Genomic DNA, 18,920 nt, shown 5'->3' with positions numbered 1-18,920 from the left:
TTGTCTCAATCTGCCGAGGAAGGTGATGCCGCGGCCGAGACCGGCACCGGCTTCACCTTGTCGCCGGGATGCGCGCGCTGCAGGCCGTCGACCACGAGCCGGTCGCCTTCGTGCAGGCCGCCGGTCACGATCCACTGGTCGCCCAACGCACTGCGCACTTCGAGCGTGCGCAGCTCGACCTTGTCGCCCGCGCCCACCACGAGCGCGGTCGGCTCGCCCTTCTCGTTGCGCGCCACGCCGCGCTGCGGCGCGAGCACGGCCTGCCGCTCGACGCCCGATTCGACCTGCGCACGCACGTACATGCCGGGCAGCAGCAGCCCCTGCGGGTTCGGAAACTCCGCGCGCAGCGTGACCGAGCCGGTCGCGGCGTCGACCGCCACTTCGGCGAACTTCAGCGTGCCGGCGTGCGGGTACGGCAGGCCGTCTTCCATGCGCAGGCTCACGCGCGTGCTCGCGGGCGCCATGTCGCCCGAGATGAAGCGGCGCTTGAGCCGCGTGAGCTCGAGGCTGGACTGCACCACGTCGACGTAGATCGGATCGATGCGCTGGATGGTCGCCAGCGCCGTGGCCTGGCCCGGCGCCACCAGCGCGCCCTCGGTCACGCTGGAGCGGCCGATGCGGCCAGAGATCGGCGCCTCGATGCGGGTGAATTCGAGGTTGATGCGCGCTGCCTTCAGCGCCGCCTTCGCGGCCTTCACACCGGCTTCGGCCTGCACGAGCGCAGCCTGTGCTTCCTCGTGCTCCTGCCGGCTCACGGCATTGGCCTTCACCAGTTCGCCGAAGCGCTCGGCCTTGCCGCGCAGGCTCGCGATGCTCGCCTGGGCATTGGCAAGCGCGGCCTGCGCCTGCTCGTGCGCCGCCTCGAAGGGGCCGGGCTCGATCTCGTACAGCACCTGGCCCGTACGGACCATGCTGCCTTCCTCGAACAGGCGCTTGCGCACGATGCCGTTGACTTGCGGGCGCACCTCCGACACGCGGAAGGCGGCCGTGCGGCCCGAGAGCTCGGTGTGCACGGGCACGTCGCCCGCGTGCAGCGCCATCACGCCGACTTCGGGCGGCGCTGCTTCGGTGTCTGGCGCCTGCCGGGCGCCGCAGGCGGCGAGCACGAGCAGGGAAAGGGGGAACAGGAGCTTGAGAGTCATGGCTGTCCGGGAACGCGATGCGGCGCGAGCCGGAGTCGTCCGGGTCGCGCATGCTTGTGGTTTTGCACTGTTATGGTGCATTGTGCCTGCCGTGTTGCGTCGCAACATGAAGGATTCCTGAGGCTTCCGAGGGATGAGAACCAACGAAAAAGCCCACGCAGGCAGGCGCCCGCCGCCACGTCGATCCGTGACGGCGGGCCCTGCCGCGTGGGCCGGTCGGCTGGCTGGCTCGGAGCTAGCTGGCGCTTTGCTGGCGCCGTCCCAGTGCGAACACCGAGTTCGGCGCATCGACGACGAAAGGCTTGCGCGTGGCCGGCTGGCCGGCCGGCGTGCGCCGGGTCTCGGTCCGCACCGCGGCCTGTACGCCCTTGGCCTTCTGTTCGTCGACAAGGCTTTGCAGCGAGATCGACTTGAGGAACTCGACCGCCCGCAGGTTCACGGTGGCCCAGAGCTCGTCGATCTCGCAGCGGCCCGCTTCACCCGGCGCGTCGGCATCGCGCCGGCGGGTGGTTTCGGCATCGTGTTCCTCGATCGAGAGGACGATGTCGGCCACGGAAATCTCGGCCGCCTTGCGGCTCAGAGAATACCCGCCGCCCGGCCCGCGGGTCGATTCGACCAGGCTGGCTCGCCGCAGCTTGCCGAACAGCAGCTCCAGGTACGACAGCGACACGCGCTGGCGCAGGCTGATCGAAGCCAGCGTGACGGGGCCCGAACGGCCGTGCAGTGCGATGTCGATCATCGCGGTGACCGCGAAGCGGCCCTTGGTGGTGAGACGCATGGGATGTTTTCCTTCCTTCGTGGGGAATGAATCACTCGTCCCGGCCGCCGGCGATGCCCAGCAGGGCCAGCAGCGACTGGAAGACGTTGTAGATGCTGAGGTACACACCCAGCGTGGCGGAGATGTAGTTGGTCTCCAGGCCGTCCTTCACGCGCTTGAGGTCGTGCAGGATGAAGGCCGAGAAGATGCCGATGGCCAGCACCGACAGCGTCATCATCAGCGCGCTCGACTTGATGAAGAAGTTGGCGATGCCCGCCACCAGCAGCAGGATGGCGCCGATGAAGAGCCACTTGCCCATGGCCGACAGGTCGCGCTTGATGACCGACGACAGCGTGGCCATGCCGAGGAAGATCGCGCCGGTGCCGGCGAAGGCCGTCATCACCAGGCTGGCGCCGTTGGCAAGGCCGAGCACGGTGCCGACCAGGCGCGACAGCATCAGGCCCATGAAGAAGGTGAAGGCCAGCAGCACCGGGACGCCGGCGGCCGACTCCTTGGTCTTCTCGATGGCGTACATGAAGCCGAAGGCGCCGCCCAGGAAGACCATCAGGCCGATGCCCGGCGACATCGCGCGCGCGAGGCCGGTGGAGACGCCGATCCAGGCGCCCAGGACGGTGGGCACCATCGACAGCGCGAGCAGCAGGTAGGTGTTGCGCAGGACGCGGTTGCGCTCCTGCGGCGAGGCGATCGGCAGCTCGATGCTGTCGTGATAGGCGGTAGGGCTGTTGTTCATTGTGTTGATTCCTTGAAGCTGGACCGATGCCGGCTGCGTGCAATGGCGCGCGCAATGGGGCACAGGGCCGTGAATGAGAGAGAGCGAGTGGCAGCGGTGCGATGCGGGCGCCGCCGGATGGCGGCCGTGCCGGATCGCAAGGGGGAGCGGGAGCCATGGCGGCTCCCGGTCGCGAAGGCCCTGGGGCCTAGGCGACGAAGGCTGCGGCGCGGGGTGGCCGCTTGGGTCGCGCCAGGAACGGCGAGACGATGGTGGTCAGGCCGAGTTTCGGCGGCTGTTCAGTGAAGCGCAGCAGCGCGGGCGCGCCGTTGCGGGCATCGACCAGCTCGGCGTGTTCGGAGCCGGCTTCGTCGATGGAGAGGGTGTCGTCCGAGGCCTTGTCGGCATCGCCTGCCGGCTTCCTGGCGTCGGAAAGATCGGAGAGGTCAGAGAAGGCGACGCTGACGACCAGCGTCTGGGTCGCCTGGGCGGTCTGCGGTTCGGCGTGCGAATGGCCGGCACCGAGCATGTTGTGGGCAAGCACGGCAAAACCGTAGCAGGACAACATGATGGCGAGGACAGTGGCGGCAAACCAGCGGGACATGTAGGGGTAATTTTACCTTCCGCGCGAAGGGGTGCTCGCGACGGCGCTTTCAACCGACCGGATCGCACGGATGTTCACTCGCCCTCAGGCCGGCGCGGTCGTGGTTTCGCCGCCTTCGGGCTGCAGCCATTCGCGTGCGTGGAGGCGCAGGGCGTCTATCTGCAGCCAGATCAGACCGAGTTCGGTATGGAAAGTTCGCGCCTGGGCGTCGTCGTCGTCGTCGCCGCTGCCGCCGCCGTCGGCGGCCTGCGCCAGCGCGGCGCGTGCGGCCGATTCGGCTTCCAGCCCGCCTGTTACATCTGCCGTGCCTTTTTCCAGTCCGGCCGCCAGCGCTTCCAGCGCCGCGATCGCGCCTTCGGCCGAGGCGTGCAGCACCGCCATCTGCGCCGAATCGGGCAGCGCCGAACGGTGGGCGCCCAGTGCCGAGAGGTAGCTCAGCAGCGTGTGCGAGCGGATCAGAAAGCGCAGCGCCACCCCCGCGCGCCGCCGCACGTAGCCCGGCTCGCGGAACATGTCCGACACCGCGGTCGACAGCGCCGCGTCCGCGTTGTGGTCGTTGCGCCGCGCCAGCCGGTAGTCGAGGTGGTCGCGCGCGCCGGTGCGGTACTGCACGACGATCTGCCGCAGGTAGCCCGCATGGCCGCGCATTGCGGCGGCCGCCAGTTCGTTGATGCGCCGCGCCTGCCAGTGCGGCAGCACCAGCAGCACCGCCAGCCCGGCGATCGCGCTGCCGATGGCCGTGTCGACCAGCCGCGGCACCAGCAGCACGCCGCTGTCGCCGACCTGGTTGAAGCACATCAGCACCAGCAGCGTCATCGAAGCCGTGGCCAGCAGGTAGCGCGTGGTGCGGGTCGCGAAGAACAGCACTCCGGCGATCACCGCGAGCACCGACTGCACCAGCGGCTGCGGAAAGAGCTGCAGCAGCGCCCAGCCCGCCACCACGCCGAGCGCGGTGCCGGCAATGCGCTGCCCCATGCGCGCGATGGTGTCGCCATAGCTCTGCTGGCAGACGAAGAGCGTGGTCAGCAGGATCCAGTAGCCCTGCGCCGGGTGGATGGCCTGCATCACGCCATAGCCCGCCACCAGCGCGATCGACAGCCGCAGCGCATGGCGGAAGAGCGGCGATCGCACGGTGAGCTGGCGGCGCACGCGCTCGAGGGCGTCGCGCCAGGAGCGCGGCGACCGGTCGAACAGGCCCATCTCCGTGCGGCCAGCGCGCGCCGAGGGCTGGCTGGCGCCCGCGAGCTGGCCGTCGAGCAGCGCGAGGTTGCGCGCCAGCGCCTCCACCGAGGCCAGCAGCGCGAGCCGCGCGGGGGTATCTGCCCGCGCGCGCTCGTGCTCGATGGCACTGCGCAGGTCGGCCAGCGCCTGCACGGTTTCCGGGCCCACCTCGAAGGGCTCGCGCCGCGCGACCGACTCGGCCAGCCGCTGGCAGGCCAGCCCCTGCAGGCCCAGCACGCGCTGGCAGCGGTAGAGCAGGTCGCTGTGGAAGAAGGCGTCGGCCAGCGCGTTGTAGTCGTCGTGCGAGGAGCTGGCGCGCTCGTGCACGTCCTGCGCGATCAGGTAGAGCCCGCGGTAGCGCGAGATGCGCCCCGTCGGCGCCCGCGCGCCGATGCGGCGGAAGATGCTCTCCTTGGCCGCGTTGAGCTCGGTCACCACTTCCGCATTGAGCTGCGCGAGCGCGAGCCGCTTGCGCTCGATGTCGATGCCGCGCAGCGGCTCGAAGAGCGACGCCTTGTAGCGCACGTAGTTGCCCAGCACGGTGAAGAGCGTCACCAGCCGCGCCTGCACCGGCTGCGCCGGAAAGGCCGCGCACCACAGCACGGAGAACACGCCGTACCAGGCCGCGCCGGCCACCAGCAGCAAGGGCTCGCGTCCGCGATGCGCCACGCCGTGCGCACCCATGTTCTCGATGCCGAGCGTGGCGTACATCGCCAGGATCAGCGTCGCATAGGCGATCGCCTTGTAGCGCGCCTCCACTGCGCCGAGCATCGTGAGCCAGAAGGCCGCGAGCGCAAGGCCGGCGATGAACAGCAGCGGCATGCCGAAGGCTGCCTCCACCGCGAACGCGATGCCCGCGAAGCAGCCCAGCGTGACCAGCTGCGCGCGCAGCCGGCCGCGCCAGCTGTCGTCGGTCTCGGCCAGCGCGCTGGCGATGGCGCCGAGGAAGAGGGGAATCACCGCATCGGTATGGCCGGTCCAGGCGCAAGCCGCCATGAGACTGCCGAGCGTGAGAAGAATGCGCACGGGCTGCGCGCGCGAAGCGAATGACCGCAGCTGCTGGCGCAGCGCGTCCGGGGACAGGGGAAGCATGATGAGCCGATCTTGCACGATGCATGCCACGGCCGCGTGGCGCGACGAGGTGCTGCGGGGTGGTCAGCGCCGGCTGTGCAGGAAGCCGTGGCGCGGCGCGATCCAGCGAACCTGCTCTTCGCCGGTCATCGGCGCATCTGACGCGCCCGTGAACAGGATCCCTTCCTCGACCAGCAGGAACCGCCGCGATCGCGCATCGCCATCGCCCGGCAGCACGCGCAGCGTGGCATTGCCGATGCGGATCTGTTCGCCCAGTGCCGGTACCCGCGGCGGCCGCATCCGGCCAGAGCTCGCGCAGTGCTTCTTCGGGGCCGGCCTGCGTCGACAGAAGCCATCGCACCCGTCCCGGCGCCGCGGCGGCAAGCGCTTCGGCATGCGCGGCGCTTGCGGGCGATGCGTCGATCAGCGCGCAATCGCCGTCCGCCGTTCCCACGAAATAGCTGTGCACCAGCGTGCCCGATCCGTCGCCGGCTTCCCCGGTCACCCGGAGTACCCGCGCCGAAAGCCGCATCGCCAGGCCGGCCTCGTGCGCATAGCGCCCGCCGCCTTCGCCTTCCGGATCGACAAAGCCGACTTCCTCGTACGAAGGCTCCTCCATGTTCACCGGCCGCCTTCCCTTGGGGCCGTCCCCCAGCCGGGGCATCACGCGGGGAATGTGCTTGAGGCTGCGCGCATGCGCCATGAGCTCTTCCACGCTTTGGAATCGCGCGAGCTCCAGCAGGATGCGGCGCGTCACGTTCATCAGCTTGAGCTCGCGCGCCGGGTCCACCGCATCGGCGGGGCGCAGCCACATGTGCTCGACCGTCTCGCGGCCGTCGGGCCGAACGCTCTGCGCCTCGGGCATGGCGGCGAGAAAGAAGCGCGTGTCGAAGCGGCGCGGCATGCCCGGCGGCGTGAGCCAGTGCGAGAAGTACGCGAGCCGGTCGGCTGCGAGCTTCCAGCCGTGCTGCGCGCACAGCGAGAGCAGCGCGTCGGTGCCTTGCTCCGCCGCATGGCGCATCTCGGCAAGCTGGCCGGCAGGCAGGCCGTCGAGCGTCACCGGCCGTCCGGCGGAATCGGTCGCGAACAGCAGGCCGGCTTCCTCGAAGCATTCGCGGATCGCCGCCGCGTAGTAGTCGAGGCCGCCTTCGGGCACTTCGAGCCGTGCGCTTGCGGCACAGTCGTCGAGGCCGCTGCAGCAGCCGTGCAGGCCGCGGTCGTGCGCGTCGATCACGCCGCCCGGGAACACGCTCGCGCCGCTGTTCTGGTCGTTGGCCTTCTCGGCCCGCCGGAGCATCAGCACCTCGAGGCCGGCGTTGCCGTCGCGCACGACGATGAGCGTGGCCGCCATGCGCACGGGGCGCGGCGAGGTGGGAGAAGAAGAAACGTCCGTGGGGCTGGCGGTCATGCCCGCATTGTCGCGCCGGCCACTGCTGCCAAGGTGACAGCAGCGGTCCCACGCTGTCACCCGGAAGACCGTGCGAAACGCCGCGTGCGACGTACCTTCAAGCCACACCTACACATCGACTCTTGCCGAAGGACGCACCATGCATTTCGAATTCACGCCCCGGGTGATCGCGCTGCGCGAGGAACTGCTCAGGTTCATGGACGAGTACGTCTACCCCAACGAGAAACGCCATGAAGAGGAGCTGGCCGCCAACGCCCGCGCGGGCCGGCCGTACGCTGAGTTGCCGATGATGGCCGGCCTCAAGGCCAAGGCGCGCGAGCGCGGGCTGTGGAACCTGTTCCTGCCCGAGTCGGAGCACGGCCCGGGCCTGAGCAACGTCGAGTACGCGCCGCTGTGCGAGATCATGGGCCGGCGCTACTGGTGCTCGGAGATCTTCAACTGCTCCGCGCCCGACACCGGCAACATGGAAGTGCTGGCGCGCTACGGCACCAAGGCGCAGCAGGAGCGCTGGCTAAAGCCGCTGCTGGCCGGCGAGATCCGCTCCTCCTTCGCCATGACAGAGCCCGAGGTGGCTTCGAGCGACGCCACCAACATCCGCTGCAGCATCCGCCGCGAGGGCGACGAGTACGTCATCAACGGCCGCAAGTGGTACATCACCGGCGCGATGAACGAGCGCTGCGAGATCTTCGTGCTCATGGGCAAGACCGACCCCGACAACGCCGACCGGCATAAGCAGCAGTCGATGATCCTCGTGCCGAAGAACACGCCCGGCGTGACCATCGTGCGCGACATGGCGCTGCTCGGCGTGTACGACCCGCCCTTCGGCCATCCGGAGATCGTGTTCGAGAACGTGCGCGTGCCGGTCGAGAACATCCTGCTCGGCGAAGGCCGCGGCTTCGAGATCGCCCAGGGCCGCCTCGGCCCCGGCCGCATCCACCACTGCATGCGCGCCATCGGCATGGCCGAGGCCGCGCTGGAGATGATGTGCCAGCGCCTGGTGTCGCGCACCGCCTTCCACAAGCCGCTGTCGGAGCAGGGCGTGTGGCGCGAGCGCATCGCCGAGTCGCGCATGCTCATCGAGCAGTCGCGCTGGATGGTGCTCAACGCCGCCTACCGCATGGACACCGTGGGCAACAAGATCGCCGCGAAGGAGATCGCGATGATCAAGGTGCTCACGCCCAACAACTGCGTGAAGGTGATCGACTGGGCCATGCAGGCCTACGGCGCCATGGGGCTGAGCCAGGACACGCTGCTCACGAACTTCTACGCCTACGAGCGGCACCTGCGCGTGGCGGACGGTCCCGACGAGGTGCATCGCAACGCGATCGCGAAGCAGGAGCTGGCGGCGTACCAGTAGAAGAAAAGAGCAAGGCGCCGCGCCGGTCAGCCGCGTACTTCCAGCGTCAACGACACCTCGGCCGTGCCGCCGCGCGGCAGCGACGCGACGCCGATGGTCGTGCGGGCCGGCAGCGGTGCCTCCGGAAAGACCTGCCGCAGCAGTTCCGAGGCCGCGTCCATCACCTTCGCGTGCTCCGCGAAATCGGCGCCGGTCTGGAGGTATCCGTTCAGCGCGACGACGCGGGCGACGCGCGAGAGGCTGCCCAGTTCTTCGCGCGCGGCGCGCAGCAGCGCGGCGACTGCAGCCACCGCCGCGCGCTGGCCGCGCGCCACGTCGTCCGGCCCCCGCAGCGGCCCGGCAACGACTTCGCCGTTCTCGCGCCCGACGACGCCGCTCGAGTGCCACAGGCTGCCCGTCTTAGAGAAGGTGGCGTAGGTTCCGGAAGGGCTCGCGCGCGCCGCTTCCGGCGGGCAGAGCACCTCCAGGCGCAGATCCTCCGGCGGATCTTCGCAGCATTCGCCGCCGACCCTGCAGCCTTCCTGCCCCATCGCTTCCGACGGCAAGCCGACATGGATGGCGGAAGGCGACCCCATGGCTTCACCCTGCCGCACCGTCACCGTGAGCGCGTCCGTGCCGACCAGGCCCAGGCGGCGCAGGCCCCACGCGAGCGCCGCCGCGGCGATGCCCGTGGCCGCGTCTTCGGGATAGCCGGAGGATTTGGGAAACTGCCGCGCGCTGACCGTGCAGCCTTCGCCTTCCGACAGCGCGTACGGATACAGACCGGTCGAGCCCAGCCGCTCGCACAGCGACTCGACGCGCGCGAAATCCACGCGCAGGCCGTGGAGCTGCTTCGTATCCGCCAGCCGCACCAGCGTCTTCACGCGGCTGGTCGCGGCGTTGAGCACGGGCCCGACGATGCTTGCCGCATCGATGCCCAGGCAGCGCGCGATCTCCTCGACCAGCGCCTGCTGCGTCACTTCCTCCACCACCGCGCGCGGCTGGCTGATCTGTACCGTGCCGTCGACGCGGCGGCCCGTCACGGTGCCGCTCAGCGTCTCGATGGCGATGGGCGAGCCGTCCCATTCGCCGCGCCGGTGCAGCAACCAGAGCGCGCCGACGGTGGCGTGGCCGCACATCTCCATTTCGTGGTTGGGAACGAAGTAGCGCATGCGCAGGGCGTGCGCGGGCGTTGCGGGCTTCAGCACGAAGACCGATTCATGCCCGCTGCGGCGCGTGTACTCCTGCATCTGCGCGGTGGAGAGCGCGTCGGCGTCGAGCCAGACCGGTGCGGGGTTGCCGCCGATCCTCGGGTCGGACCCCACGAAGACGCGGATGTTGTGGGCGTGCGGAGGGTGGGTCGTCGTCATCGTCATTCGGCCTTTGCATTCACCGACCGGGCGATGCCGCCCCAGAGCTGGATGTCGCTGCGTATCTGTGCCTGGAATGCATCGGGCGTCACGATCCACGGCGTCACGCCCTTGGACTGCATGTCGGTGCGCAGCGCCGCATCGCGCATGGCCGTGTCGAGCGCGGCGCGCAGGCGCTGCAATACAGGCTGCGGCGTGGCTGCGGGCGCCATCAGGCCGTACCAGAGCTGCGGCCTGAAGTTCTTGATGCCGGCCTGCTCGAAGGTCGGCAGGCCTTCGAAGCCGGCCGAGGGTTCGCTGATCGCCAGCGCCCGCATGCGGCCGCCGCGCACCTGCGCGAGCAGCGCAGGCGGGTTGTCGAACAGCGCCTGGATCTGCCCCGCCATCAGGTCGGCCTGCGCGGGCGCCGCGCCGCGGTAGGGCACGTGAGTCATTTCGATGCCGGTGCGCTGCTTGAAGAGCTCGCCTGCCAGGTGGCTCAGGCTGCCGTTGCCGATGCTGCCGTAGTTGAGCGCCTGCGGATGGGCCTTGGCGTAGTCGACGAAGCCCTTCACGTCGCGTGCCGCCAGCGACGGCGTCACCACCAGCACGAAGGGCGTGGTGCCGATGGTGCCGATGGGCACGAGGTCCTTGATGGGGTCGTAGGGCAGCTTGGGGTACACCGCATCGGCGGAGGCGATGGTCGAGGTGGTGGCCGCCACCAGCGTGTAGCCGTCGGGGTTCGCCTTCGCGCCGAAGCCCGTGCCCACGGTGCCGCCGGCGCCGGAGCGGTTGTCGATGATCACCGACACGCCGAGGGCGGCCTGCAGCCGCTGCTGCACCGAGCGGAAGATGACGTCGGTGCCGCCGCCGGCGGGGAAGGGTACGATGATCGTCACCGGTTTGGCCGGGTAGCCCGTTTCCGGAGCCGACCATGAGGCGGCAGGGCCGTACAGGAGGCCGGCGGCTGCCAGCCCGAGGAGCGCGCGGCGGCGCAGTGCTTGGGGTTTCATGTTTCTTGCTAGCGGGAGTGGTGTTTCCCGATTCTGTTGAGCGTGCGCGGACGCGCGCGGCCGATTGCGACATGCACGAGTTCAATTGCGACAAGGAGTGGCCATGCACCTGACGAACACCCGCATACCGGCGCCGCGCCAGTCGCTGTTCGTCGAGCGGCTGTCGCACCACGCCACCATGGTCGCGAACGCCCGCGAGCGCTACGCCACCGACACGCACGTGCACGACTGCGACATGCTGTTCGTGCCGCTGGCGGGGCGCTTCAGCGTTGGCGACGCGCAAGGCGGCGCGCAGACCCTGGGCCCCGGGCACTTCCTCTGGTTCGCGGCAGGCAGCGCGCATTCGACCACCACGCTCACGGCGGGGCAGACGCACATCGCGGTCTATGTGGACCCTGCGCTGTGGGCCACCGCGCTGCAGGCGCAGGGCGTTTCGGCTCCGTCGCAGGGCATGCGCGCCGGCAGCACGGCGCTGCGTGCGCTGTCGCAGCGGATGTTCGAGTCGGCCAGGGCCGGCACCGCGGAGAACTATGCGCTGTGCGGCGCGCTCGTCATGGAGGCTGCGCGGCTCAGCGGCCAGCCGCTGTCGGACGGCGATCCCGCCTCGGCCCTGCTGGTGGCCGAATTGCTGGCGGAGGCCATCGAAGCCGACCTGTCGCGGCCGCTGTCCCTGGATGCATTTGCACAGCAGCACCGCCTTTCGCGCCGCCAGGTGGAGCGCGTCTTCCGCGCGAAATACGGCGTGTCGCCGCTGGCCTACCTGCAGCGCAGGCGCCTGGAGCGTGCGGAGTTCCTGTTGAGGAACACGCGCGACTCGGTGCTTTCCATTGCGCTGCAGGTGGGCTGGGAATCGGGCTCGTACCTGTCGCGGATGCTGGAGAAGACCTGGGCGAAGACCGCGACGCAGATCCGCGCATCGGGGCCCGTGCAGGACCGGAAATAGTGTGAACAGGCCCTAACCGGCCGGCGCCTCCCACGCGAAGCCCACGCCGTACACCGACCGTATCCAGTCGTGCCCCGGCGTCACCGCGCCGAGCTTGCGGCGCAGGTTCTTCACGTGGCTGTCGATGGCGCGTTCCGTCACGTCCACCGTGTCGTCGTAGGCCAGCTCGAGCAGGCGGGCGCGCGAGAAGATGCGCCCGGGGTGCCGCGAGAGCACCTGCAGCAGCCCGAACTCGCGCCGCGTGAGGTTCAGCGGCGTGCCTTCGAGCGAGGCGCGCCAGTGCACGTCGTCGAGCACCAGCCCCGGCGCGTCGCTCTGCGAGCCCGGGCCCTGCGACGGGCCCGGCGCGGTGCGGCGCAGCACCGCGCGAACGCGCGCCACCAGTTCGCGCGGCGAGAAGGGCTTGCACACGTAGTCGTCGGCGCCGAGCTCCAGGCCCAGCAGCCGGTCGACCTCCTCGATGCGCGCGGTCAGCATGATGATCGGGTGCGCCGTGTGTTCGCGCGCGCGGCGCAGCACCTCGATGCCGTCCAGCCGCGGCAGCATGATGTCCAGCAGCGTGAGGTCGGGCGGCGTGCCGACGATGCTTTCGAGCGCGCTCTGCCCGTCGGCGAAGTGCTCGGTTTCGTAGCCCGCGTGGCGCAGGTAGTCCTGCACCACCGAGGCGATGTCGGTTTCGTCTTCGACGATGACGATGCGTGTCATGGCGATGCTGCCAGTGGAAGGGTGATGGTCAGGCGCAAGCCGCCCAGGGGCGAGGGCGACGCGTCGATGGTGCCGCCGTGCGCCTCGATGGTCGCGCGGCAGATGGAAAGCCCCAGCCCCGAGCCGCCGAGCTCGCGGCTGCGCGAGGTCTCGCCGCGGAACAGCCGGTCGAAGAGGCGCGGCAGCTCGGCCTCGGGCACGCCCGGCGCGCTGTCGTCGAACACCAGCGTGAGGCGGTTGCCGGTCCACGCGCCCTCGACCATGAGGTCGATGTGCAGCTCGCCGCCCTGGTCGGTGTAGGCCAGCGTGTTCTCCAGCAGGTTCATGAAGACCTGGTGCAGCCGGTGCGCGTCGCCCTCGACAGCGGGCTGCGCGGACGCGCCGATGCGGTCGATGGCGCGGCGGTCCACCGTGATGCCGCGCGCCGTGAAGCGGTCGCGCGTGTGGTCGAGCGCCTCCTTCAGCAGCGACAGCGGAAACACGGTGGCCGTGGGCAGGTCGTTGTGCGGCTCGCGCATGCTGCTGCGCAGGTCGTCGACCAGCTGGCCCAGGCGGATCACCTGGCGGTGCAGCCGCAGGGCGGTGCGTTCGTCGAAGGTGCGCACGCCGTCCTGCAGCGCCTCGATTTCCGCGCGCATGGCGGCCAGCGGCGTGCGCAGCTCGTGGGCCGCGTCGGCCAGCCAGGCGCGGCGCGAGGCCTCCATCGTGTCCAGCCGCTGCGCCATGTCGTTGAAGGTGCGGCCCAGCAGCGCCAGTTCGTCCGAGCCCTGCACCGCGACGCGGGTGGAGAGCCGGCCGCGCGCCACGTCCTGCGCGGCCTGGGTGAGCTCGTCGATGGGCTTGAACCAGCGGCGCGCCAGCAGCCACGAGAGCACCAGCGCGAAGCCGAGGCCGCACAGCCCGGTGAGCACGATCACGCCGGACTGCCGCGCGACGAAGGCCCGGTCGGCCTCGCTCTCCAGGCCTTGCACGGGCGTGAGCGCCAGGTAGCCGATGACGGTGCGGTCGCGGCGGATCGGCGTGCGCGCGGCGTTCGCGAGGTCGACTTCGGCGCCCACCACGCGTGCGCCGTACGCGTCGAGCAGGGCCAGCCGCTGGAAGATGGAGTCCGGCATGTCGCGCGGATCGCGGAAGAACCACGGCGGAGGCATGGTCGGCAGCCGGCGCGGCGTCAGCTCGAGCTGGGGCGACGAAAGCGCCGAGTCCGGCGGTGGAGGGGGCGGCGGCCTGCCGCCCTCGGCACCGCCGTCGCCCGCACCCGCGCCGCCTTCCGGCGGCGGATTCCCGCGCATGGTGCGGTACTCGTACCAGGGCGGCAGCCGCCGTTCGTCGCCACTGCCGCTCGCGTTGTCGAGCGCCGCGGCCATTCGGCCCATCTGCAGGCGGTGCCAGGCGTCGTCGTTGTCGTGCAGGCCCTTCCAGTCGCCGTTGGCGGCGTGGTATTTCTGCAGCTGCTGCGCGAGCCAGTCCATGCGCCGGATCTCGATCTCGGCCACGTAGGAGCCCAGGCCGCGCTGCAGCGCGATGATCGACAGGCCCGCGAAACTGATCAGCAGCACGATCAACAGCGCGGCCAGCGCGAGGAAGATCTTTCTGGAAAGGGTCAGGTGAGGCATGGGCTCGGGGCAGGCATTGCCGCATTCTGCGGCATGCATGGCGGGACGGGCGAGGGAGAGGCCGGGTGGGTCGGCAGCCGATCATCGCGGCCGAATGTGGAGGAATCTGGGAGAAATGTTCTCCATCATTTCTCCGCGATCGGCCCGCACGATGCGACCCACGACTGCGCACATGGACCTGCCCCTACCGCTGCTGCTGGCGATCACGGTGTTTTTCTGGCTGCTCGCCCAGGCCTGGGCACTGATCGTCTTCTGGGCGGAGGGCCGGGCCACGCGGCCCTCGCCGCCCTCGCCGCCCGATGCGGCGGAAGAAAAGGAAAAGCGCAATCCATGACCGCTTGCGCCGATTCCCCGGCACTTGCCGGCGCAGCGGCCTGCTGCCGCTGACCGCGCAGGCCGCGGCCAGGACTCCCGAGGCTCAGAACGAGGTTCCGATCTGGAACTGGAAGCGCTGCGTGCGGTCGGCCGAGATGTTGTTCGCGGTGTCGGCCTTCTGGTAGACCAGCGGCACGGCGTAGGCCAGCCGCAGCGGTCCCAGCGGCGAGATCCAGCTGATGCCGATGCCCGCCGAGGCGCGCAGGCGGTTCTGCGCCTTCCACTGCGCGTCCGTCATGCTCGCGGTGCGGTCGGCGAACACGTTGCCCGCGTCGAGGAAGGTGTACAGGCGCAGCGTCTTGTCGTTGCCCGCGCCCGGGAAGGGTGTGCTGAACTCCATGTTGAAGATCGCCTTGCGCGTGCCGCCGAGCGCGCCGCCCGTCACCGAGTCGGCCGGGCCCAGCGAGTTCTGCTCGAAGCCGCGGATCGAGCCCAGGCCGCCGGCGTAGAAGTTCTTGAAGATCGGGTAAGTGCTGCCGCCGAGCGCGCGCGCATAGCCGAGCTGCCCGTTGATGGCCAGCGTGTACTGCTTGGACAGCGGGAAATACTGCTGGTACTGGTAGTTGGTCTTCAGGTAGCGCAGCTCGCTGCCTACGCCCATCTCGAGGTTGGCGCTCTGCAGGCGGCCGCGCGTGGGCACCAGCGCGCTGTCGCGGTCGTCGCGCGACCAGCCCAGCGTGGCGGGGATGGCGATCATGCTCGACTTGGCGCAGCTCACGCTCGGCGCGGTGCCCGTGCACTTGAAGTAGTCGAGGTAGGCCTGCGGCGTGGCGGTGTACACGTACGAGCCGTCGACCAGCGTGTAGGTGCCGTTGGTGCCCGGCGTGAACGACCAGCGCTCCAGCCCGATGCCCAGGAACACCGTGTCCTGCTCGCCCACCGGGAAGCCGAAGCGCACCGAGCCGCCGTCGCTCGCGAGCTTGTAGTTGCCGTCGGCCTCGTAGTAGGGGCGCGTGGTGGTGTGGAACACGTTCAGCGTGCGCGAGATGCCGTCCTTGGTGAAGTACGGATCGGTGGCCGTCAGCGAGATGGTGCGGTTGTACGAACTGGTGTTCACGTTCAGCCCCAGGTAGTTGCCGCTGCCGAACACGTTCTCCTGCGTGATGCCGAAGGTCAGAGAGACCTTGTCGGTGGAGGAGTAGCCCGCGCCCAGCTGCAGCGAGCCGGTGGGCTTCTCGGCCACGGTCACCGCCAGGTCGACCTGGTCGGGCGAGCCGGGCACGTCGACGGTATCGACGCTCACGTCGGTGAAGAAGCCCAGGCGGTCCACGCGGTCGCGCGAGGCGCGGATCTTGTTGCCGTCGTACCAGGCGCCCTCGTACTGGCGGAACTCGCGGCGGATCACCTCGTCGCGCGTCCTGGCGTTGCCGCCGATGTTGATGCGCCGCACATAGGCGCGGCGCGAGGCTTCTGCCCTGAGCACCAGCGTCACGCGGTTGTTCTGCCGGTCGATCTCCGGCTCGGCCTTCACGCGCGCGAAGGCATAGCCGAAGGTGCCGAAGTAGTCGGTGAAGGCCTTGGTGGTGGCGGCCACGTCCTCGCCGTTGTAGGGCCTGCCGGGGCGGATGGTCACGAGCGTCTTGAACTCGTCCTCGTGGCCCATGTAGTCGCCCGCGAGCTTCACGCCGGCCACCACGAACTTCTCGCCTTCGGTGATGTTGATCGTGAGAGTCAGCGTCTGCCGGTCGGGCGAAATGGCGACCTGCGTCGAGTCGATGCGGAACTCCAGGTAGCCGCGCGTGATGTAGTACGAGCGAAGCGTTTCCAGGTCGCCGTTGAATTTGGTGCGCGAGTACTGGTTGGACTTGGTGTACCAGTCGAGCCAGCCGCCCGTGTCCTGGTCGAACAGGTCCAGCAGCGTGCTCTCGCTGAAGGCCCTGTTGCCGACCACGTGCACTTCCTTGATGCGCGCGGGCTCGCCCTCGGTCACCGTGAAGGTCAGGTTCACGCGATTCTTCTCCAGCGGCGTGACGGTGGTGATGACATCGGCGTTGTAGAGGCTGCGGCCGATGTACTGCCGCTTGAGCTCCTGCTCGGCGCGGTCGGCCAGCGCCTTGTCGTAGGCCTGCCCCTCGGCCAGCCCGATCTCGCGCAGGGCCTTCTGCAGCGCGGCCTTGTCGAATTCCTTGGTGCCCGCGAAGTCGACCTCGGCGATGGTCGGGCGTTCTTCCACGACCACCACCAGCACGTTGCCGTTCACGTCGATGCGCACGTCCTTGAAGAGCCCGAGCTTGAACAGCTCGCGGATGGCGGCGCTGCCGCGCTCGTCGCTGTAGGTGTCGCCGGCTCGCAGGCCCATGGTGGCGAAGACGGTGCCGGGTTCGACGCGCTGCAGGCCCTCGAGCCGGATGTCCCCGATGGTGAACGGATCGAATGCCCAGGCGGGAGAAGCGGCAATGGAGGCAAGCAGCGCGGCTGCAGCTGCGAGTGACTTGGGAAACTGCATCGGCGCATGGTTCCCGCCAATGTCGGAGAAATTTGGGACTTTTCCCCGCCCGCCCCGGAACGCTCGGGGTCTTTGCCTCGGCTTTGCCTACTGCAACCCCATTGGGTTGGGAGCAGCCCATGCCGGCATCGCGACGGCTTCCGGCAACTGGCCGCTTCTTTCGCGGCAGTTGTGCAGGTGGTCGTCGATCCTCAGGTCGCCCTGTATCTCGAGCAGGCGCTCCACGGTGCGATCGACGGCGCGCTCGTCCAGCAGCGGGTAGTTGCGCGCCAGGCGGCCGTTGTTGCGCACAAGGCGCGCGATGTAGGGCAGGTCCTGCTGCGTGATCACGGCCGCCGGCATCACGCCCTCGAGCTCGATGCCCTCGCAGGGCAGGAGCACGAAGTACTGCAGCCGCAACTCGTCGCACAGCAGGGCGCGCAGCTGCGAGGTCTTGCGTCCGCCCTGCCACGCGGGGTCTTTCACCTCGCGCGCACTCTTGTCGCCATGCAGGCGCAGAAACCAGCGCGGCGGCGACTGCTCCGCCTTCTTTCGGTAGACGAACGCATTGCGCCATGCCTTGATCTCGAAGAGATACACGCCGGTCTCGCACACCAGCACCGCGTCGATGCGCGCCGTGGGCACCGTGTGTCCCTCGGGCATCGGGATGATGAGGTTGCGAAGAATGCGCAGGTACGAAAAGGTGGGGCGGAACGCGTTGGCGAGTTGCTGCACACCCAGCGTTGTGGCGGTATTGCTTGGCAGGGCAATGGTCATGGAAGGCTCCTTCGGCCGCCGAGCATCGCGCGGCTTTTCGGAGACTTCTTGTGCGAGGTGTTTCCTTCGGTGGTGCATGCGGTTTGCGTGCAAACAACAGTTCTCGCAAGGCAGTGGGCAACCACAAGATTCCTCCGAATTTGAACGGGACCATGCGTGTCGGCTGCTCGATGGAGAGCCGCTGCAACCGGAGAACCCTGAATGAAGAAAACCCTCACGGCATTCGCTGCCCTGGCCGTCTGCGGCCTGGCCTCTGCCCAATCGTCAGTCACGTTGTTCGGCGTCGTGGACGCCGGCCTGACCTACCAGTCGACGACCTCGCGCGACGCCGTCACCGGAGCGTCGGTCAAGCAAAGCAAGACCAGCCTGGGCAACTCCGCCTACAACTCCAGCCGCATCGGCTTTCGCGGCACCGAAGACCTCGGCGGCGGGCTTGCAGCGAGCTTCTGGCTCGAAGCGCCCATCACCAACGACGACGGCGCCACCGGCATCTCCACCTTCGCGCGCCGCTCCACCGTGAGCCTGTCGGGCGGCTTCGGCGAGCTGCGCCTGGGCCGCGACTACACGCCCACCTTCTGGAACGACACCGTCTTCGACCCGTTCGGCACCAACGGCTCGGGCAGCAGCGTCATCAACACCGTCAGCGGCAACACCACCATCAACAACGCCAACTACGTGCGCGCGAGCAACTCGATCGGCTACTTCCTGCCGCCGAACCTGGGCGGCTTCTACGGCCAGTTCCAGTACAGCCTGCACGAGAACGCCAGCACCAGCGCCACCAGCACCACGGCAGCGACCAGCAGCAGCGCCGGGCGCTACGTCGGCGGTCGCTTCGGCTACGCCAACGGCCCGCTGGACATCGCGCTGGGCGTGGGCCAGAGCATCGCGGTGGACACCACCACGCTGGAGCGCAAGGTGCAGACCATCAACCTGGGCGCTTCGTACGACTTCGGTCCGGTGAAGCTGTTCGGGGAGCTGTCGAACGTGAAGAACAAGTTCGACACGGCGCTGGCGAACACGCACGACAGCTACAACGGCTACCTGATCGGCGCGACGGTGCCGGTGGGCGCGGGGCTGATCCGCGCGTCGTACTCGCAGGTTCGCTACAACGAGGGCGGGGCCGGCATCACGGGCGAGGACCCGCTGGCGCGCAAGTTCGCGATCGGCTACGTGCACAACCTGTCCAAGCGCACGGCGCTGTATGCGACGGTGGCGCGGGTGAACAACCGCAACGACGTGAACTACACGGGTGGCCTGGTGTCGGCGAGCACCACGGGCTACGGCAGCACGGGCACGGGCTACACGGGCCTGCCGCGTTCTTCCACCGGCTACGACTTCGGCATCCGCCACGCGTTCTGACGACGGACGCGCGCCGCGCGGGAGGAAAGGGGCATGCGCTGCCCTTTTCTTCCGCGCGGCTTTTTCGCTTTCCACGCCTTCATTCATCC

16 protein-coding genes and 1 pseudogene are annotated in these 18,920 nt (G+C 69.2%); 4 read left to right on the top strand and 13 right to left on the bottom strand.

Going from position 1 to position 18,920, the window contains the following annotated elements:
* Positions 1-5: 5 nt before the first annotated feature.
* The 7 genes and pseudogenes from ACHMXA_RS27950 to ACHMXA_RS27920 all read right to left on the bottom strand — a co-directional run.
* Positions 6-1,142 carry an efflux RND transporter periplasmic adaptor subunit gene (locus ACHMXA_RS27950; RefSeq protein WP_395317171.1) on the bottom strand — a complete coding sequence of 379 codons (1,137 nt, stop codon included), beginning with the start codon at positions 1,140-1,142 and terminating at the stop codon, positions 6-8.
* Positions 1,143-1,377: 235 nt separating this feature from the next.
* On the bottom strand, positions 1,378-1,920 hold the full coding sequence (locus ACHMXA_RS27945) for an Rrf2 family transcriptional regulator (protein ID WP_176663178.1): 543 nt from the start codon (positions 1,918-1,920) through the stop codon (positions 1,378-1,380).
* Between the two features lie 31 nt (positions 1,921-1,951).
* A complete protein-coding gene (locus tag ACHMXA_RS27940; protein ID WP_395317170.1) occupies positions 1,952-2,650 on the bottom strand; it encodes a Bax inhibitor-1/YccA family protein in 699 nt (232 codons plus the stop codon).
* Positions 2,651-2,837: 187 nt separating this feature from the next.
* Complete coding sequence (locus tag ACHMXA_RS27935) at positions 2,838-3,233, bottom strand: hypothetical protein (RefSeq protein WP_395317169.1); 396 nt, start codon at positions 3,231-3,233, stop codon at positions 2,838-2,840.
* Between the two features lie 84 nt (positions 3,234-3,317).
* Positions 3,318-5,546 carry a YccS family putative transporter gene (gene yccS, locus ACHMXA_RS27930; protein ID WP_395317168.1) on the bottom strand — a complete coding sequence of 743 codons (2,229 nt, stop codon included), beginning with the start codon at positions 5,544-5,546 and terminating at the stop codon, positions 3,318-3,320.
* A gap of 63 nt (positions 5,547-5,609) precedes the next feature.
* Positions 5,610-5,921, bottom strand: coding sequence for a hypothetical protein (locus tag ACHMXA_RS27925; protein WP_395317167.1), 312 nt, complete (start codon positions 5,919-5,921; stop codon positions 5,610-5,612).
* A 754-nt stretch (positions 5,922-6,675) separates the two neighbouring features.
* Positions 6,676-6,822 (bottom strand): annotated as a pseudogene (locus ACHMXA_RS27920) (NUDIX hydrolase); the annotation flags it as partial.
* Between the two features lie 250 nt (positions 6,823-7,072).
* Here ACHMXA_RS27920 and ACHMXA_RS27915 point away from each other — a divergent pair.
* On the top strand, positions 7,073-8,290 hold the full coding sequence (locus tag ACHMXA_RS27915) for an acyl-CoA dehydrogenase family protein (RefSeq protein WP_395317166.1): 1,218 nt from the start codon (positions 7,073-7,075) through the stop codon (positions 8,288-8,290).
* A 26-nt stretch (positions 8,291-8,316) separates the two neighbouring features.
* On the opposite strand, the gene ACHMXA_RS27910 is transcribed toward ACHMXA_RS27915, so the two are convergent.
* Positions 8,317-9,639 (bottom strand): PhzF family phenazine biosynthesis isomerase, encoded by a 1,323-nt coding sequence (locus ACHMXA_RS27910; RefSeq protein ID WP_395317165.1) that lies wholly within the window; start codon positions 9,637-9,639, stop codon positions 8,317-8,319.
* Between the two features lie 2 nt (positions 9,640-9,641).
* Positions 9,642-10,631, bottom strand: a complete 990-nt coding sequence (locus ACHMXA_RS27905; RefSeq protein WP_395317164.1) for a Bug family tripartite tricarboxylate transporter substrate binding protein — start codon at positions 10,629-10,631, stop codon at positions 9,642-9,644.
* A 103-nt stretch (positions 10,632-10,734) separates the two neighbouring features.
* On the opposite strand from ACHMXA_RS27905, the gene ACHMXA_RS27900 reads away from it, so the two are divergent.
* Positions 10,735-11,574, top strand: a complete 840-nt coding sequence (locus ACHMXA_RS27900) for a helix-turn-helix domain-containing protein (RefSeq protein ID WP_395317163.1) — start codon at positions 10,735-10,737, stop codon at positions 11,572-11,574.
* Between the two features lie 12 nt (positions 11,575-11,586).
* Here the strand turns inward: ACHMXA_RS27900 and ACHMXA_RS27895 are convergent, their stop codons facing one another.
* A complete protein-coding gene (locus tag ACHMXA_RS27895; RefSeq protein WP_395317162.1) occupies positions 11,587-12,279 on the bottom strand; it encodes a response regulator in 693 nt (230 codons plus the stop codon).
* Positions 12,276-13,895, bottom strand: coding sequence for an ATP-binding protein (locus ACHMXA_RS27890; RefSeq protein WP_395317161.1), 1,620 nt, complete (start codon positions 13,893-13,895; stop codon positions 12,276-12,278). Before ACHMXA_RS27890 ends, ACHMXA_RS27895 begins: the two co-directional genes overlap by 4 nt.
* 172 nt (positions 13,896-14,067) lie before the next feature.
* On the opposite strand from ACHMXA_RS27890, the gene ACHMXA_RS27885 reads away from it, so the two are divergent.
* Positions 14,068-14,229 (top strand): hypothetical protein, encoded by a 162-nt coding sequence (locus ACHMXA_RS27885; RefSeq protein ID WP_395317160.1) that lies wholly within the window; start codon positions 14,068-14,070, stop codon positions 14,227-14,229.
* Positions 14,230-14,313: 84 nt separating this feature from the next.
* Here the strand turns inward: ACHMXA_RS27885 and bamA are convergent, their stop codons facing one another.
* Both bamA and ACHMXA_RS27875 read right to left on the bottom strand, forming a co-directional pair.
* Positions 14,314-16,716, bottom strand: coding sequence for an outer membrane protein assembly factor BamA (gene bamA / locus ACHMXA_RS27880; protein WP_395317159.1), 2,403 nt, complete (start codon positions 16,714-16,716; stop codon positions 14,314-14,316).
* Positions 16,717-16,803: 87 nt separating this feature from the next.
* The gene (locus ACHMXA_RS27875) at positions 16,804-17,472 is read right to left on the bottom strand and encodes a nuclease-related domain-containing protein (protein WP_395317158.1); all 669 of its coding nucleotides are present in this window, start codon (positions 17,470-17,472) and stop codon (positions 16,804-16,806) included.
* A gap of 201 nt (positions 17,473-17,673) precedes the next feature.
* On the opposite strand from ACHMXA_RS27875, the gene ACHMXA_RS27870 reads away from it, so the two are divergent.
* Positions 17,674-18,831: a porin gene (locus ACHMXA_RS27870; RefSeq protein ID WP_395317157.1), complete on the top strand. Its 1,158-nt coding sequence runs from the start codon at positions 17,674-17,676 to the stop codon at positions 18,829-18,831.
* The last annotated feature ends 89 nt before the right edge of the window (positions 18,832-18,920 follow it).

The sequence above is a fragment of the Variovorax sp. UC74_104 genome, assembly GCF_044055375.1.
Classification (GTDB): domain Bacteria; phylum Pseudomonadota; class Gammaproteobacteria; order Burkholderiales; family Burkholderiaceae_C; genus Variovorax.
Note: the sequence above shows the minus strand (reverse complement) of the source record. Positions and strands in the feature narration are given on the sequence as shown.